The sequence below is a fragment of the Xanthomonas sp. F4 genome, assembly GCF_011761895.1.
Genome location: NZ_JAASQX010000001.1, coordinates 779,315 through 794,941 on the forward strand (window position 1 = coordinate 779,315; position 15,627 = coordinate 794,941).

Annotated in this window: 12 protein-coding genes and 1 pseudogene; 9 read left to right on the plus strand and 4 right to left on the minus strand. The window is 69.9% G+C overall.

From position 1 onward, the window contains the following. Positions 1-44: 44 nt before the first annotated feature. Positions 45-2,561, plus strand: a complete 2,517-nt coding sequence (locus tag FHR66_RS03555; protein ID WP_160964337.1) for an excinuclease ABC subunit UvrA — start codon at positions 45-47, stop codon at positions 2,559-2,561. A gap of 321 nt (positions 2,562-2,882) precedes the next feature. Here FHR66_RS03555 and FHR66_RS03560 read toward each other — a convergent pair whose 3' ends face one another. Both FHR66_RS03560 and FHR66_RS03565 read right to left on the minus strand, forming a co-directional pair. Continuing rightward, on the minus strand, positions 2,883-3,482 hold the full coding sequence (locus tag FHR66_RS03560; protein ID WP_160964338.1) for a hypothetical protein: 600 nt from the start codon (positions 3,480-3,482) through the stop codon (positions 2,883-2,885). A gap of 116 nt (positions 3,483-3,598) precedes the next feature. Next, positions 3,599-4,228 (minus strand): DUF4291 domain-containing protein, encoded by a 630-nt coding sequence (locus FHR66_RS03565; protein WP_160964339.1) that lies wholly within the window; start codon positions 4,226-4,228, stop codon positions 3,599-3,601. Positions 4,229-4,405: 177 nt separating this feature from the next. Here FHR66_RS03565 and FHR66_RS03570 point away from each other — a divergent pair, with 177 nt between their 5' ends. The 3 genes and pseudogenes from FHR66_RS03570 to FHR66_RS03580 all read left to right on the plus strand — a co-directional run. Next, positions 4,406-5,797 carry a DUF763 domain-containing protein gene (locus FHR66_RS03570; protein ID WP_160964340.1) on the plus strand — a complete coding sequence of 464 codons (1,392 nt, stop codon included), beginning with the start codon at positions 4,406-4,408 and terminating at the stop codon, positions 5,795-5,797. A gap of 349 nt (positions 5,798-6,146) precedes the next feature. Continuing rightward, the gene (locus tag FHR66_RS03575; RefSeq protein WP_160964341.1) at positions 6,147-6,719 is read left to right on the plus strand and encodes a phosphatase PAP2 family protein; all 573 of its coding nucleotides are present in this window, start codon (positions 6,147-6,149) and stop codon (positions 6,717-6,719) included. 124 nt (positions 6,720-6,843) lie between these two features. Then, positions 6,844-7,338, plus strand: a pseudogene (locus FHR66_RS03580) (DUF6496 domain-containing protein); the annotation flags it as partial. A 388-nt stretch (positions 7,339-7,726) separates the two neighbouring features. On the opposite strand, the gene FHR66_RS03585 reads toward FHR66_RS03580, so the two are convergent. Next, entirely contained in the window at positions 7,727-8,077 is a 351-nt protein-coding gene (locus tag FHR66_RS03585; RefSeq protein ID WP_160964343.1) for a nucleotide pyrophosphohydrolase, read from the minus strand. 154 nt (positions 8,078-8,231) lie between these two features. Between FHR66_RS03585 and FHR66_RS03590 the strand changes: the two genes are divergently transcribed. The 5 genes from FHR66_RS03590 to FHR66_RS03610 all read left to right on the plus strand — a co-directional run bounded on the left by FHR66_RS03590 (position 8,232) and on the right by FHR66_RS03610 (position 12,634). Further along, the gene (locus FHR66_RS03590) at positions 8,232-9,395 is read left to right on the plus strand and encodes a zinc-dependent alcohol dehydrogenase (protein ID WP_160964344.1); all 1,164 of its coding nucleotides are present in this window, start codon (positions 8,232-8,234) and stop codon (positions 9,393-9,395) included. Positions 9,396-9,601: 206 nt separating this feature from the next. Beyond that, positions 9,602-10,582: an acyl-CoA dehydrogenase gene (locus FHR66_RS03595; RefSeq protein WP_456361723.1), complete on the plus strand. Its 981-nt coding sequence runs from the start codon at positions 9,602-9,604 to the stop codon at positions 10,580-10,582. Continuing rightward, positions 10,570-11,340 (plus strand): PIG-L deacetylase family protein, encoded by a 771-nt coding sequence (locus FHR66_RS03600; protein ID WP_160964345.1) that lies wholly within the window; start codon positions 10,570-10,572, stop codon positions 11,338-11,340. Before FHR66_RS03595 ends, FHR66_RS03600 begins: the two co-directional genes overlap by 13 nt. Further along, positions 11,337-11,939, plus strand: coding sequence for a class I SAM-dependent DNA methyltransferase (locus tag FHR66_RS03605; protein ID WP_160964346.1), 603 nt, complete (start codon positions 11,337-11,339; stop codon positions 11,937-11,939). Before FHR66_RS03600 ends, FHR66_RS03605 begins: the two co-directional genes overlap by 4 nt. Beyond that, positions 11,936-12,634: a glycosyltransferase gene (locus tag FHR66_RS03610; RefSeq protein WP_160964347.1), complete on the plus strand. Its 699-nt coding sequence runs from the start codon at positions 11,936-11,938 to the stop codon at positions 12,632-12,634. Before FHR66_RS03605 ends, FHR66_RS03610 begins: the two co-directional genes overlap by 4 nt. 814 nt (positions 12,635-13,448) lie before the next feature. Here FHR66_RS03610 and FHR66_RS03615 read toward each other — a convergent pair. Beyond that, positions 13,449-15,563, minus strand: a complete 2,115-nt coding sequence (locus tag FHR66_RS03615) for a catalase (RefSeq protein WP_160964348.1) — start codon at positions 15,561-15,563, stop codon at positions 13,449-13,451. Between the last annotated feature and the right edge of the window lie 64 nt (positions 15,564-15,627).

The window sequence follows — 15,627 nt, forward strand, 5'->3', positions numbered from 1 at the left end:
GAGCGGCTAAGCTTGCGCGCTCCTTCGCGTTGCCGGTCCCGCCCATGTCCACGCCTTCCGCTTTCGCCGCTTCCGGCTTCGTGCGCGTCCGTGGTGCGCGCGAGCACAACCTCAAGGACGTGGACGTGGAGCTGCCGCGCGACGCGCTGGTGGTGTTCACCGGCGTGTCCGGCTCGGGCAAGTCGTCGCTGGCGTTCGGCACGCTGTTCGCCGAGGCGCAGCGGCGCTACCTGGATTCGATCTCGCCGTATGCGCGGCGGCTGATCGATCAGGCCGGCGTCGCCGACGTGGACGCCATCGACGGCCTGCCGCCGGCAGTGGCGCTGCAGCAGCACCGCGGCGCGCCGAGCACGCGCTCGTCGGTGGGCAGCGTCACCACCATCTCCAACTCGTTGCGCATGCTGTATTCGCGCGCCGGCACCTACCCGCCGGGCCAGGGCATCATCCACGCCGACGGCTTCTCGCCGAACACGCCGGCCGGCGCCTGCCCCACCTGCCACGGCCTGGGGCGCATCTACGACGCCACCGAGGCGTCGATGGTGCCGGACCGTTCGCTGAGCATCCGCGAACGCGCGGTGGCGGCGTGGCCGCCGGCCTGGCACGGGCAGAACCTGCGCGACATCCTCACCACGCTCGGCCACGACGTCGACGTGCCGTGGGCGAAGCTGCCGAAGAAGACCCGCGACTGGATCCTGTACACCGACGAGCAGCCGACCGTGCCGGTATATCCCGGCTTCACCCTGGCCGAGACCCAGCGCGCGCTCAAGCGCAAGCAGGAGCCGGCGTACATGGGCACCTTCAGCAGCGCGCGCCGTTACGTGCTGCACACCTTCGCCAGCACGCAGAGTGCTTTCATCAAGAAGCGCGTCGCGCAATACCTGATCAGCACGGCGTGCCCCAGTTGCGACGGCAAGCGGCTGCGCCGCGAGGCGCTGTCGGTGACTTTCGCCGGGCTGGATATCGGCGAACTGTCGCAGCGCCCGCTCGGCGAGGTGGCCGACCTGTTGCGGCCTGCGGCGGAAGGTCGCATGCAGGGCCGTTCGCGGCATCCGGAGCAGGCCCTGGCCGCGCAGCGCATCGCCCAGGATCTGCTGGCGCGGATCCAGGTGGTGGAGGCCTTGGGCCTGGGCTATCTGACCCTGGAACGCAGCACGCCGACGCTGTCGCCCGGCGAACTGCAGCGGCTGCGCCTGGCCACGCAGATCCGCTCGCAACTGTTCGGCGTGGTCTACGTGATGGACGAACCGTCGGCGGGCCTGCATCCGGCCGACACGCAGGCGCTGCTGGGCGCGCTGGATCAGCTCAAGGGCGCGGGCAATTCGCTGTTCGTGGTCGAGCACGAGATCGACGTGATCCGCCATGCCGACTGGATCGTCGATGTCGGCCCGGGCGCCGGCGAGCACGGCGGGCAGGTGCTGTACAGCGGTCCGCCGGCGGGACTGGCGCAGGTGCAGGCCTCGTCCACCCGTCGCTACCTGTTCGCCGAGCCGCAGGCCGCCGCGCACGCGCCGCGCACGCCGGAGGGCTGGCTGCAGTTGCGCGAGGTCAGCCGCAACAACGTGGTCGCGCTGGACGTGGACATCCCGCTGGGCGTGTTCACCACGGTCACCGGCGTGTCCGGTTCGGGCAAGTCCTCGCTGGTCAGCCAGGCGCTGGTGGAATTGCTGGGCACGCAACTGGGGCAGGCACCGGCCGAGGCGGAGGAGGAACTGGATCCGCTGGAGCGGGGTACGCGCGTTGCCACCGACGGCTACATCGCCGACGGCCTGCAGCACGTGCGGCGGCTGGTGCAGGTGGATCAGGCGCCGATCGGGCGCACGCCGCGTTCCAATCTGGCCACCTACACCGGCCTGTTCGACCATGTGCGCAAGCGCTTCGCGGCCACGCCGGCGGCGCGCAAGCGCAAGTACGATGCCGGGCGTTTTTCGTTCAACGTGGCCAAGGGCCGCTGCGAGACGTGCGAAGGCGAGGGCGCGGTGAGCGTGGAACTGCTGTTCATGCCCAGCGTGTATGCGCCGTGCCCGACCTGCCATGGCGCGCGCTACAACGCCAAGACGCTGGAGATCGAACTGCGCGGCCACACCATCGCGCAGGTGCTGCGCATGACCGTGGCGCAGGCGCTGGCGTTCTTCGCCGACGATACGGCGATCGCGCGGCCGCTGCAGGTGCTGGTGGACGTGGGCCTGGGCTATCTGCGGCTGGGCCAGCCGGCGACCGAACTGTCCGGCGGCGAGGCGCAGCGCATCAAGCTCGCCAGCGAGCTGCAGCGTGCGCAGCGCCGCGGCACCGTGTACGTGCTGGACGAGCCGACCACCGGATTGCACCCGGCCGACGTGGACACGCTGCTGCGGCAGTTGCACGGGCTGGTGGAGGCGGGCAACACCGTGGTGGCGGTGGAGCACGACATGCGCGTGGCCGCGGCCAGCGACTGGATCATCGACATGGGGCCGGGTGCCGGCGACGAAGGCGGGGCGGTGGTCGCCGCGGGCGTGCCGGAGGCGGTGGCGCGGCATGCGGGCAGTCGCACTGCGCCGTTTCTGGCGGAAGTGCTGCCAGGGTAGCGGGTCGTCTTGGCCCTGCAGGAGTGGCTTCAGCCGCGACAGGCGTACCGATGGTGCCTGTCGCGGCTGAAGGGCACCTCGAATTAGCCCCCAAAATTTTGATCCAAGCCTTCGTAGGCAATTGATCTGCTTGGTGTGCGATGTTTGCAATCGAGGTTGTTAGACGTGCCCTGAAGCTGCTCCTGCAAGCGCCGCAGGAAGCGCGATGCGCGCCTCAGGCCTGGCTTCCGCGGTCGCACGGACGGCGCGCAAGCGCTGTGGCCACTGCTCGAAGTGGCCCGCGTCGCCCGCGGTCGCGTCGCTAGGCCAAGCCGATTTGGCTCAGGCCTGGTACCACTCCAGCGCATCCAGGAAGTGCGCGGCCTCGGCCGCACTGCCCAGGTACGCCGCCAGGGACGTGGCGACCGCGGTGCGTGCCGTGCCGAGCAGTTCGTCGCTGTCGTCGAACGCATCGTCGCCGAGTTCGGCCATGGTGTTGGCCATGGTCGCCAGGCCGCCGAACGCAGTTTCCAGCGTGGCCGCCAGCCGATGGGGTCGCCACGCGCCGGCACCGTGGAACGCGAACAGGACGTCGCCGCTGGCGGTGTCCAGGATGAACGGATCCGCGCCCTGGTCCGCGATCACCAGCCAGTGATCGCGCCAAGCAGCAATGGGCTTGCCGTCGATCGCGTTCCAGCGATAGCCGGCCTGCAGTGCCCACAGCTTGCACAACGGCGGAATGTCGAGCGGATTGCCGCCGAGTTGCAGCGACAGGCCGGTCGGGCCGACCGCGGCGTCGCGGGTGTCGCCCCATGGCCCCACCCGCGCATAGAAGTCGGCGAGCGCCTGCGGCAGCGGCAACGTGCCCTGCCAGTCGGATGCAGGTTGCGGACGCAGTTCGCCCCAGGGGGCGAGCAGCGTGTGGAGGGCGGCGTAGGACATCGGGCGTGTTTGGGCAGTCGACCTGAGGCGCAGTATGCCCGGTGCGTGTCGCGCGCCGTGTGTGTGACGACGCGCCGGGAGAGCCTGCTCGCGTGCGGCGCTGCGGCCGACGGCGGCTACTGGTCGTCCAGCCCGACGTTCCGCGCCGCGCTGGCCGGCGGGACGTAGACCCGCTCGTGTGGGACCTGTAGCGCCGGCTCGCCGTGCCGCAGGTTCGCCGCCTGCGCGTGCACGAAATCGGTGATGTCGGTGATCGAGATGGCCTGCCGTTCGCCGTACTGGCGCAGCGCCTGGCCGCGCAGCCCCAGTTGCAGTGCGCGACGCGGCAGCGCGCTGCCGTCGGGCGCGTGGTCCGGGTCCCACTGCAGGCGCACGTCGGACTGCTGGACCGCGTCCTTCCATGCAGCATGACTGGCGAAGCGCACCGGATCGAACGTCGACGGGACCGCGGCCCGCAGCAGGTCGTCGAAGAAGACGCGCGGCAGCCGGATCGCCAGGATCCGCTCCTGCCCTTGCTTCTGCGCCCAACCGGCGCGATACATCATCCACAGGAAGTTCGGCTTGATCCAGCTCATCCGCTCGTAGTTGAACTCGCCGCCGAAGCGTTGATGGGCCACCGCGAACTGCGCGATTGCGGGGCGGTAGGCCTGATAGACATCGATCGCGTCGGCGTCGAAGCGCGCCAGGATGTGACGGCCCTGGCGGGGCCAAGTGGGCTGCAAGGCAGCGTAGGGAACGGAATGCATCCGTGCGCAGTCTACGTCGTCGCAACACCGTCGTCGATCTGCTGCCGCGTCTCCCCCGTGTCGGTTGGCTGCGTTCGCGCGTGCGTGCACTGAACCACTCAGCCTGCGCTCGCCTCCAGGCTCGCGCGGTGAGACCGGCACTGGCTACCCTGGTGCGTCCCTCTCCCCGGAGCCCCCATGAGCCGACGTTCCGGCAGCGCCGATCTGCCCCTGCACGGCGGCCGCGTGCCGCACTGGCTGGGCGCGCGCATGACCCGGCTCGGCGCGGTGATGTGCCAGGCCATCGTTCACAGCTATGGCCGCGACGAATTGCTGCGGCGCCTGGCGCATCCGTTCTGGTTCCAGTCGCTGGGCGCGGTGATGGGCATGGACTGGCATTCCTCCGGCATCACCACCAGTGTGCTCGGCGCGCTCAAGCGCGGCCTGGCGCCGCTGTCCGGCGAACTGGGCATCCATGTGTGCGGCGGCCGTGGGCGGCATTCGCGGGCCACGCCGGACGAACTGCAGGTGGTGGGCGAGCGGACCGGTCTGGACGGCGCGGAACTGGCGCGCGTCAGCCGCCTGGTGGCCAAGGTCGACAGCGCCGCGGTGCAGGACGGCTTCGACCTGTACCTGCATGGCTTCATCGTCAGCGACGACGGGCGCTGGGTGGTGGTGCAGCAGGGCATGCACGGCGCGCGCAAGCAGGCGCGCCGCTATCACTGGCTGTCGGAAGGCCTGAGCAGCTTCGTCGATGCGCCGCATGCGGCGATCGATGGCCCGCGCCAGGGCCGGATCGTCAATCTCGCCGATCATCGCGCCGCCGCCGCGCGTGCGGCGCAGGTGGACCTGCTGCAGACGCTTGCTCCGGAGCGCATCGCCCGCGAATACGCCGCGCTGGAGGCGGCGCAGCCGTCGGCGCCAGTTGCCGCAGCGCCGGCGCGCGCCGCGCAGCGGCGGTCCGACACTGCGCTGCCGGCCGATGCGCTGTTCGCCGAGACCGGCGACCTGTTCGCGCCTGCGCCTGCGCCCGCGGTGGCGCCGGAACGCCGGCCGGCCGACCTGCCGCATCTGTCGCTGCCCGACCAACACGATGTGCGCGGCAGCGACGTCGTGGTGCGGCGGCTGCATGGCGCGCTGGCCGCTGCCGCCGAATGCGGGCCGCGCGATTTCGCCGATCTGCTGCAGGTGCCGGGCGTGGGCGCACGCACGGTGCGCGCGCTGGCTCTGGTGGCCGAGGTGCTGCACGGCACGCCGTGCCGCTTCAGCGATCCGGCGCGGTTCTCACTGGCCCATGGCGGCAAGGACCGGCATCCGTTCCCGGTGTCCACGCGGGTCTACGACCACACCATCGGCGTGCTCAAGACCGCGGTGGCGCAGGCCAAGCTGGGGCGCGAGGAGAAGCTGGAGGCGATCCGCCGCCTGGACGTGCAGGCCCGCCTGCTCGAGCCGACCGCGCGTGGTCCGTCGGTGGAGGACTACATCGCCGAGGAGCGTGCGCAATCGCACGCCTACGGTGGGCGCAGCGTGTTCGGCTGGGAGCCGGCGCCGCACGATGTCGCGGAGCGGCGCGCCGCACACGCGAGCTGAGGGGCGCGTGCGGCGGGTGGCTTGCGCCGCACGCTAACGGATCCAGGGTGCCGTGCAGCAGCGGCGACAGGGCGCCTCTGATGATGGCGGGACGTGTTCTGTAGGAGCGGCTTCAGCCGCGATGGGCGTTCCCGGTAAAGCCCGTCGCGGCTGAAGCCGCTCCTACGCGGGGCTCAGGGACTGCCGGCACGCGCAGGGCGGCGGCTGGATCAGTGGCCGCGCTTGTGCCTCCGTCGTGCGCTGCGCACCACGATCCTCCGGTTCCAGCGATCGCCCGTATCATGGCGGCCACGGCGCGCTGCGTCGGTGGCCCCCACGACGCGTACGCCGAAGGACGTTTTCCCCCAGTATGTGGTCTGCCATCAGCAATTTCGGCGACGCAGCGATGACGCTGCCGCTGGCGCTCGTCTGCGCCCTGTGGCTGGCGCTGGGCAGCGGCGGTTGGCGCGCCGCCGGCACCTGGCTGGGCCTGGTGGCGACCGCCGCGGCCCTGGTGGGGGCGACCAAGATTCTCTATGCCGGCTGCGGCGTGGAGCTGCGCGCGCTGCAGTTCCGGGTGATCAGTGGGCACACCATGCTCGCCGCCTGCGTGTGGCCGATGGCCTGCATGCTGTGCCTGCGCGCCCGCCCGCGGCCGCGCCTGGCGGTGGCCTGCGGATTCGCCATCGCCAGCGTGATCGCCATTGCCCGCGTCTACGCACGGGCGCATAGCCTGTCCGAGGTCGCGGCCGGCGTGGTCGTCGGTGCCACGACGACGGCCTGCTACCTGCAGTGGCGCGGCGCGCCGCAGTTGCCTGCTCGCCTGCGCATGTATGCGATCTTGTCTGTCGCCCTGATCGGCGTGCTGATGTACGGACGCCACGCGCCGATCCAGCACGCCATCCAGGCCTATTCGCCGGCGCTGTGCGGTCGCGACGGCTGATCGCACGTGCGTCCGCGTGCACGTACATGCACGCGCGCTTCGCCTGTCGTATGCCTGCTCTTTACCTGTGCGTTGCTACACCCGAAGCCGATGGCCGCCGTGGCCGCGTTCAGGAGACGTCTCGATGCCGGAGCAATCCACCACCACCCGCGCGCGTCGCGCCAAGCGCGAAGGCAAGGCGGGCACCACCCAGGCCGGGGAATTCGTGCGCGAGGAAATCGATCGCGTGCGCGCCGGCAAGACCCAGGTGAAGTCGACCAAGCAGGCGATCGCCATCGGCCTGTCCAAGGCGCGCCGTGCCGGGGTCAAGACCGGCGCGTCTAAGACCGCGTCGAAAGACGCCAAGAAGAAAGTGGCACAGGAAGAGGCCAAGGGCAGCAAGCAGGGCAAGCCCTCGCCGACGCGCTCGCGCGGTGCCAAGAAGGCGCTCAAGACCGCCAGCAAGGGCACGACCGCGCGCAAGACCGTAGGCAGCGAGGCGCTGTCGACGCAGACCAAGCGCGCGGCGAAGAAGCGCAGTGCCAGCAGCCGCTCGGCCGCCGCGAAGAAGGCGGCGCAGACCAAGGGCGCGACGGTGCGCAAGACCGCCGCCAAGAAGGCCGCGCAAACCCGGGCCAAACAAGCCGGTACGCACACCTCCGCCACGAAGAAGGGTACGGCGAAGACCGCCTCGGCCAGGAAGACGACGGCCAGGAAGACGACGGCCAAGAAGGCCGCGAGCAAGAAGGCGGCGAGCAAGACTGCTTCGGCAAAGAAGGCTGCGACGAAGAAGACGGCATCCAGGAAGACAGCGTCGAAAAAGTCGACGGCCAGAACGTCGGCCGCCAGCAAGACGCCAGCGAAAAAGAGCGCCGCCAGCAAGCGCACGACGAGCAAGCGCGCAAGCAAGACGTCGCCGGCGCGCAAGCGCAGTTCGCGCTCGGGCAGCTAGCAGTCCCATGACGCGGCGGCGCATGCCGCCGCCGCACGTCTGGCGCCTCCGCGACCCGCGCGGCTAGCCAGGTGTCCTACAGCTCTGTGTACTTGGTGATGCGGCCCTTGGCGCGCTCCACCGGATACTTAGCGGCGTTGACCAGCATCTTGCGCTGCGCGGCCTCGATCGGGTCGATGTCCAGCTTGTCGCACAACTGCACCAGGTACAGCAGCACGTCGGCGATCTCGCTGCCGACCTGCTGCTTTTTTTCTGCAGACAGTTGCTTGCTCTGCGCATCGTCCAGCCATTGGAAATGTTCCAGCAATTCCGCCGCTTCCACCGACAGCGCCGCGGCGAGATTGCGCGGACTGTGGAACTGACCCCAGTCGCGGGCGTCGGCGAAGGCGCGCTGGGCGGCCTGCAGGTCGTGGAGGCTGTCGGGCATGGCATCGGCTCGCAGTGGGGATGGCGCATGGTAAAGCAGCCGCCGTACATGCATGCGCGGCGGTCGCGACGTCGGACTCACGGCATGGTCACCGACGATGCACGGCCTCGGCAGCGACACTGCGGGACGTGTTCGCAGACGAAAGGAAATGCCCATGCAAGCTCTGACCTATCACGGCACCCGGGATGTGCGCGTGGAAACCGTTCCCGACCCGGTGCTGGTGGAGACCGACGACATCATTTTGCGCGTCACCGCCACCGCGATCTGCGGCTCGGACCTGCATCTGTACCGCGGCAAGATCCCCGACCTGCACACCGGTGACGTGCTCGGGCACGAGTTCATGGGCGTGGTGGAGGAGGTCGGCCCGGACGTGCAGCGGGTGAAGAAGGGGGACCGCGTGGTGATCCCGTTCGTGATCGCCTGCGGCGAGTGCTTCCATTGCCGGCTCACCGAGTACGCCGCTTGCGAGACGACCAACACCGGCAAGGGCGCGGCGCTGAACCAGAAAGGCATCCGGCCGCCGGCGGCGCTGTTCGGCTACAGCCACCTGTACGGCGGCGTGGCCGGCGGCCAGGCCGAGTACGTGCGCGTGCCCAAGGCCAATGTCGGCCCGCTGGTGGTGCCGGACGTGCTGCACGACGAACAGGTGCTGTTTCTCTCCGACATCCTGCCCACCGGCTACCAGGCCGCGGTCAATGCGGGCGTGCGCCAGGGCAGCACGGTGGCGATCTTCGGCGCCGGCCCGGTCGGGCTGATGACCGCGGCCTGCTGCCGCATGCTCGGCGCCGAGCGCATCTTCATGGTCGATCGCTATCCGTACCGTCTGGACTTCGCCCAGCGCACCTACGGCGTGATCCCGCTGAACTTCGAGGAAGTGGACGATCCGGCCGACATCATCGTCGGCCAGACCGACGGCCGCGGCGTGGATGCCAGCATCGACGCGGTGGGCTTCGAGGCCAAGGGCAGCACGGTGGAGACGGTGATGGCCACGCTGAAGCTGGAAGGCAGCAGCGGCACCGCGCTGCGCCAATGCATCGCCGCTACCCGCCGGGGCGGCACCGTCAGCGTGCCCGGCGTGTACGCCGGCTTCATCCACGGCTTCCTGTTCGGCGACGCCTTCGACAAGGGGCTGAGCTTCAAGATGGGCCAGACCCACGTGCAGCGCTTCATGCCGGAACTGCTGGAGCACATCGGCGAAGGCCGGCTGCGCCCGAACGAGATCATCACCCATCGCCTCAGCCTGGCCGAGGCGGCGCAGGGCTATTCCATCTTCGACAAGAAGGAGCAGGACTGCCGCAAGGTGATCCTGACGCCGTAGGCCCGCGCAGCGCCATCGCCTCCGCGCATCGCTGGGGGCGATGGCACCGTGCTGTGGTGAACGCTTCATGCGTGTGCACGCCGCCGCGCGGTGAACACACGCTGGCTGCGCAGGCGGTCTGCTGTGATTGCACGCGGCTTCATCTCGGGCGCTTTGCGCTGCGGCCACCGCCGACGTTGCGTGGCGCTTTCGTACAGAGGATTCGCTTGACCGAACTGCTTTCCCCCACTGCCCTCGGTGACGCCGACGACCTGCGCGGCGCTGCCTTGCATGTCCTCGCGCGCCATCCACACTTGCCACTGCCTGGCGCGGGCGACACCTTGGACCGCTGGCGCATCCTCGCCGAGATCGCCGCGGCCGACGTGTGCCTGGCCAAGGTGCTGGAAGCGCATTACGACGCGCTCGCGATCCTGGCCGAACTCGGCGCGCCGGCGCCGCCGTCCGGACAATTGTTTGCCGTGTGGGCCGCGGAAGCGCCGGACGCGCGTCTGGCGTACCGCGGCGACGCGCGACGCGGCGAGGTCCTTGGCCGCAAGGCGTGGTGCTCCGGTGCCGGCATCGTCGATCAGGCGTTGCTCACCGCGCATGACGCAGAACGGCAGCAGTTGGTGCAGGTGCAGTTGCGCCAGCCCGGCATCGCCATCGACACGCAGGCCTGGGCTGCCGTCGGCATGGCCCGTGTGGTCAGCGGCCCGGTGACGTTTGATGCGGTGCCGGCGGTCGCGGTCGGCGCGCCAGGTCAGTACCTGCAGCGTCCCGGGTTCTGGCATGGCGGTGCCGGCATCGCCGCCTGCTGGTACGGCGCCGCGTGCGCGGTAGCCGAGCGCCTGCGCGCGCATCCCAAACTGCAGCGCGATGCGCATGCGGCGATGCACCTGGGCGTGATCGACCAGCACCTCGGCGCGGCGCGCGCGCTGTTGCGCGAACTGGCTGCCGCCATCGACGCCGCGCCCGACCAGGCGCATCGGCATGCGGTGGTCCGGCTGCGTTCGTTCGTGGAGCGTGCCGCCACCGAGGTGCTCGATCGCGTCGGCCGCGCGCTCGGCCCGGGTCCGCTGTGCAGCGACCGTGAACATGCGATGCGCTGCGCCGACCTTGCGGTGTTCGTGCGGCAGAGCCATGCCGAGCACGACTGGGCCGCACTGGGCCAGGCATTGGGCGAGCAGGTGCAGCCATGGCGGCTGTGAGCGCCGCACGGCCGCAGATCCATGGCGATGGCACGCCGGAATCGGCGTGGCAGCGCTCGCCCTGGCTGGCTGCGTTGCCGCAGCGTCCGATCGAAGCGCTGATCGCGGGCGCCGCGCGGCTGGTGGTGGTGTCGCCGCATCCGGACGACGAAGCGCTGGGCTGCGGCGGCGCGATCGCCTGCGCGCGCCGCATGGGGATGCCAGTGCACCTGGTGGCGGTGACCGACGGCGAGGCCTGCTATCCGCACCACCCCTACTGGACGCCGCAGCGCCTGCGCACGGTGCGCCGCGCCGAGCTGGCCGCGGCCGCGCATTGCCTGGGCGTCGATCCCGCCGCGATCCACCATCTGGGCCTGGCCGACGGCGAGGTCGGCCAGGGTGAGGCGGTATTGAGCGAACGCCTGCAGGCGCACCTGCAGGCGGACGATCTGGTGCTGACCACCTGGCGCCACGATGGCCATCCCGACCACGAGGCCAGCGCGCGCGCTGTGCGGCATGCGGTCGCCGCCAGCGCGGCGCGCACGGTCGAGTTCCCGGTGTGGGCCTGGCACTGGCTGCAGGCCGACGCTGCTGTGCCGCAGGCCTTGCGCGGTGCGCTCCGCTACACCCTGAGCGATGCCGACTGGCAGGCCAAGCAACGGGCGCTGCACTGCTTCGCCTCGCAACTGGGCACCGCACACCCGCCGGTGCCGGCGCCGATCCTGCCGCCGCAGGTCCTGCAACGTTTCGCTCGCCGCTTCGAGGTGTTTGTCGCATGAGCTCGGTCCCGGTCCAGGAATATTTCGGCGCCCTCTACCGCGACGAGGATCCGTTCGGCTATCGCGAGCGCTGGTACGAAGCGCGCAAGCGCGCCCTGTTGCTGGCCAGCCTGCCGCGCGCGCGCTTCGCGCGTGCCTGGGAACTGGGGTGCTCCAACGGCGAGTTGACCGCGGCGCTGGCGCCGCGCTGCGACGCGCTGCTGGCCACCGACCTGTCCGAGCGCGCGGTGGCCCTGGCCAGCCAGCGCAACGCCGGCGCGGCGCATGTGCAGGTGCGCCAGGCCGAACATCCGCGCAGTTGGCCAGCGGGCCGTTTCGATCTGATCGTGTTCAGCGAGGTCGGTTACTACCTGCCGTTGCCGCTGTTGCAGGAGTGCGCCCAGCGCTTGGCCGCTTCGCTGAGCGAGCAGGGCGTGCTGGTCGCCTGCCACTGGCTGCATCCGTTCGCCCAGGCCTGCATGGATGGCCGCGCCGTGCATGCCTGCCTGGCGCAGACGCTCGGGCTGCCGCGGCTGTTGCGCTACGAGGACGACGACGTGCTGCTCGAGGCCTGGAGTGCCACGCCGTATTCGGTGGCCGCGGCGGAGCAGTTGCGATGATCGCGGTGCTGATTCCGGCCCACGACGAGGAACTGTTGATCGGGGCGTGCCTGCGCTCGGTGGCGCTCGCGGCGCAATGCGCGGGTCTGCGCGGCGAGGCGGTGCAGGTGTTCGTCGCTCTGGACCGCTGCAGCGATGGCACCGCCGAGATCGTCGCCGCGCATGGTGCGCACGCCATTGCGCTGCAGACCGGCAACGTCGGCAGCGCCCGCGCGGCGGCGGCGCAGGCGGCGCTGGCCGCTGGCGCGCGCTGGCTGGCCTGCACCGACGCCGACTCCGTGGTGCCGGCGAACTGGCTGTCGGCGCAGTTGGAGTGCGCCAGCGACGCGTTCTGCGGCATCGTCACGGTCATCGACTGGGACGACTACGGCACGCGCTTGCGCGATGCCTACCTGGCCGGCGAATGCCGTCACGACGACCATCCGCACGTGCATGGCGCCAACCTCGGCCTCAGCGCCGAGCTGTATCGGCGATGCGGTGGCTTCCTGCCGCTGGCGGCGCACGAGGACGTGGCATTGGTGGAGGCGATGGTGCGCGTGCAGGCGCGGATCGCGCGGCGCGCGCAACCGGTGGTGACCACCAGCGCGCGCCGCGTGGCGCGCGCATGCGGCGGCTTCAGCGACTACCTCAAACAGATGGAGCGCCGTTTGGCCGCGTCCTTGCTGCCCGTGGTCGACGGCGACGCCCTAGCCTGAGCGTTGGAACGCCGCGTCGGGCGCCTGTGCCATCTGAGCGCTTGCAAAGGCCCCGGCGACTCCAGCTCGGCAGGGGCCGACCCGCTGCCTGAGCATGGTGCAGTGCAGCATGCACAGCCCGATGCTGCCGGTCGGAAAGCCGCGCCAGGCACGGTCACAGAGGGCTCTCGCCGGCGGCGCCAACCGTCCGTCGCGAACGGGTGAAGTTTTCACGTCTCCTTCACCTTGTGTCTTTGTAGACACGTCGCCTCGAGGTTCGGGATAAGTTTTCTTCGGGCCTGGCGCCGGCAGGCTGTGCTGGAGTGGTTTGCCAGCTTCTTGTCAAGTCTGCGACAGGCTTTTTGACAATAAATCAATAACTTAGTTGTTCTGGTGGGGTGAGGGCGCCATCGGCCTCTTGTCCACAGGGGGTGTGGATGACTTCTGCATAAGGTTGTGGATAAGGCCGATGCCGGCCCGTGACACAACACTGTCAAGAGGGGTGGCGAAAAATTGACCAGGCGATGTTCGGGCGGCCGTTGAGCCGACCCGGGGGCCGGTTTCGGACCCTCGTTGGGTGCATCGGGGAACCTGATCGGGTGCAGTGACGCGACTCTAAGTGCAGGATCTTTGTCGTCGCCGTGCCAGTCGCCTGTGCGGCATGGCACGCGTAGCCGAGGCGGGTGGTTAGCCGGAACGCGTGCCCCCAGGTCGACCGCGGCCATCCCAGCGCACTGGATCACGGGCTGGCAAGTGGGGCCGTGACTCCGGCTGGCTCACCGATATCGCCATGGCGCCGCGCCGTGCGGCGCCATGGCGGAAACCGCCGCGTCGCTCAGGCCAGCAGGCGCAGCTTCGGCTCGCGGCTCCACTGCCGGGTCTTGGCGGCGTTGATGAAGCCCTTGCTGTCGCTGGCCTCGACCAACCCGGCATCCTTCTGCACATTGCCGGCCTTCAGCAGCGGCTGCGCGCCAGCGTCGGCGGCGATCGCCTTGAGGTGTGCGAAGGCATTGCTGACGAAGTCGATGGCCGCCGATTCCTTGCTCAGCCGCTTGCCAGCCTCGGCCGACAGCACCACCGCCACCGCGTCGAACACGAACGAGGGCGTGCCGGCGAGCTGGCCGTCGGCGGTCAGGCGCTTGCCGTCGCTGAGCACGGCGCCGCCCAGCTTGGGCGCGACGATCTTGACCGCCGCACCGGCGTCGGTGGCGGCCTTGCGCAACTCGTGCACGGCCTTCGCATCGGATCCCTCGTCGATCAGGATGCCGATCGCGCGACCCTGCAGGGTGGGCTTCATTCGCCCGATCAACTGCAGCGCCGGCGACAGCGGCAGGTCCTGCGGCGCGACCGCGGCCGGCGGTGCCGGCGGCAACCCATCCATGCCCAGGCCGTCGGCCACGCGCTGCGCCAGCTTGGGATCGACATGGCGCAGATGCCCGACCACCGCCGCACGCACGTGCGCGGTGTCGACCTTGGACAGCTCGAACACCAGTGCCGAGGCCACGTGCGCCTGCTCCGGCGGCGTCTGGCTGCGGTAGAACATCCGTGCCTGGCTGTAGTGATCGGCGAAGCTCTCGGCGCGAATGCGGCCCTTGGCGGCGTCCTCGGCCGGCGTGCGATGGCTGACGAAGCCGCGCGCCGTCTCGCGCGGGCTGTCGGCCTGCAGCGAGCTCGGTTCGTAGGCGACGCGGCCCTTGGGCACGCCCATCTGCATGTGGCCGTCGCGCTGCATGTTGGCGAACGGACACTTCGGCGCGTTGATCGGCAACTGGTGGAAGTTCGGTCCGCCCAGGCGGCTGAGCTGGGTGTCCAGGTAAGAAAACAGGCGGCCCTGCAGCAGCGGGTCGTTGGAGAAGTCGATGCCGGGCACGATGTTGGCCGGGCAGTACGCCACCTGCTCGGTCTCGGCGAAGAAGTTGTCCGGCCAGCGGTCCAGCACCATGCGCCCGACGATCTGCAACGGCACCAGTTCCTCCGGGATCAGCTTGGTGGCGTCCAGGTGGTCGAACGGGAAACCGTCGGCCTGTTCCTGGGTGAACAGCTGTACGCCCAGTTCCCATTCCGGGAAGTCGCCGCGCTGGATCGCCTCGAACAGGTCGCGGCGGTGGAAGTCCGAATCGGCGCCGGCCAGCTTCACCGCCTCGTCCCAGATCGTGGACTGCAGGCCGAGCTTGGGCCGCCAGTGGAACTTGACGAAGGTGCTGCGGCCTTCCGCATCGAGCAGGCGGAAGCTGTGGATGCCGAAGCCTTCCATCATGCGCAGCGAACGCGGGATGGTGCGGTCGCTCATCGCCCACATGATCATGTGCAGCGATTCGGGCATCAGCGAGACGAAGTCCCAGAACGTGTCGTGCGCGCTGGCGGCCTGCGGGAAGCCGCGGTCCGGTTCCATCTTCACCGCATGGATCAGGTCGGGGAACTTCAGCGCATCCTGGATGAAGAACACCGGGATGTTGTTGCCCACCAGATCCCAGTTGCCTTCCTTGGTGTAGAACTTGACCGCGAAACCGCGCACGTCGCGCGGCGTGTCCACCGAGCCGGAACCGCCGGCGACGGTGGAGAAGCGGGTGAACACCGGCGTCTTCACTCCGACCTCGGTGAGCAGCGCGGCGGTGGTGTACTTGGCCAGCGATTTGGTCAGTTCGAAATAGCCGTGCGCGGCGCTGCCGCGCGCGTGCACGATGCGCTCGGGAATGCGCTCGTGGTCGAAGTGGGTGATCTTCTCGCGCAGGATGAAGTCTTCCAGCAGCGTCGGCCCGCGTGGGGTGGCGCGCAACGAGTTCTGGTTGTCGGCGACCGGAATGCCCTGGTTGGTGGTCAGCCGCGGATGCGTGCCGCCGGCTTGCTGGTGCAGTTCGTCGCCATGGCCGCGCTGGTCGGCGGGCGCGGCGGTGGAGGCGAGGGCGGTGGACGATGCGGGATCGCTGGGCGTGCGTTTGCGGCTGGCCATGGGGGGTGCTCCGGTGCGTGGCGGAAGAGGCGTCGCAGTGGTGTGCCCGGTGCGTGAAGATACG

Coding starts and splice junctions, on each gene's coding strand:
- FHR66_RS03555 (WP_160964337.1), top strand. CDS start 45: ATGTCCACGCCTTCCGCTTTCGCCGCTTCCGGCTTCGTGCGCGTCCGT.
- FHR66_RS03560 (WP_160964338.1), bottom strand. CDS start 3,482: ATGTCCTACGCCGCCCTCCACACGCTGCTCGCCCCCTGGGGCGAACTG.
- FHR66_RS03565 (WP_160964339.1), bottom strand. CDS start 4,228: ATGCATTCCGTTCCCTACGCTGCCTTGCAGCCCACTTGGCCCCGCCAG.
- FHR66_RS03570 (WP_160964340.1), top strand. CDS start 4,406: ATGAGCCGACGTTCCGGCAGCGCCGATCTGCCCCTGCACGGCGGCCGC.
- FHR66_RS03575 (WP_160964341.1), top strand. CDS start 6,147: ATGTGGTCTGCCATCAGCAATTTCGGCGACGCAGCGATGACGCTGCCG.
- FHR66_RS03585 (WP_160964343.1), bottom strand. CDS start 8,077: ATGCCCGACAGCCTCCACGACCTGCAGGCCGCCCAGCGCGCCTTCGCC.
- FHR66_RS03590 (WP_160964344.1), top strand. CDS start 8,232: ATGCAAGCTCTGACCTATCACGGCACCCGGGATGTGCGCGTGGAAACC.
- FHR66_RS03600 (WP_160964345.1), top strand. CDS start 10,570: ATGGCGGCTGTGAGCGCCGCACGGCCGCAGATCCATGGCGATGGCACG.
- FHR66_RS03605 (WP_160964346.1), top strand. CDS start 11,337: ATGAGCTCGGTCCCGGTCCAGGAATATTTCGGCGCCCTCTACCGCGAC.
- FHR66_RS03610 (WP_160964347.1), top strand. CDS start 11,936: ATGATCGCGGTGCTGATTCCGGCCCACGACGAGGAACTGTTGATCGGG.
- FHR66_RS03615 (WP_160964348.1), bottom strand. CDS start 15,563: ATGGCCAGCCGCAAACGCACGCCCAGCGATCCCGCATCGTCCACCGCC.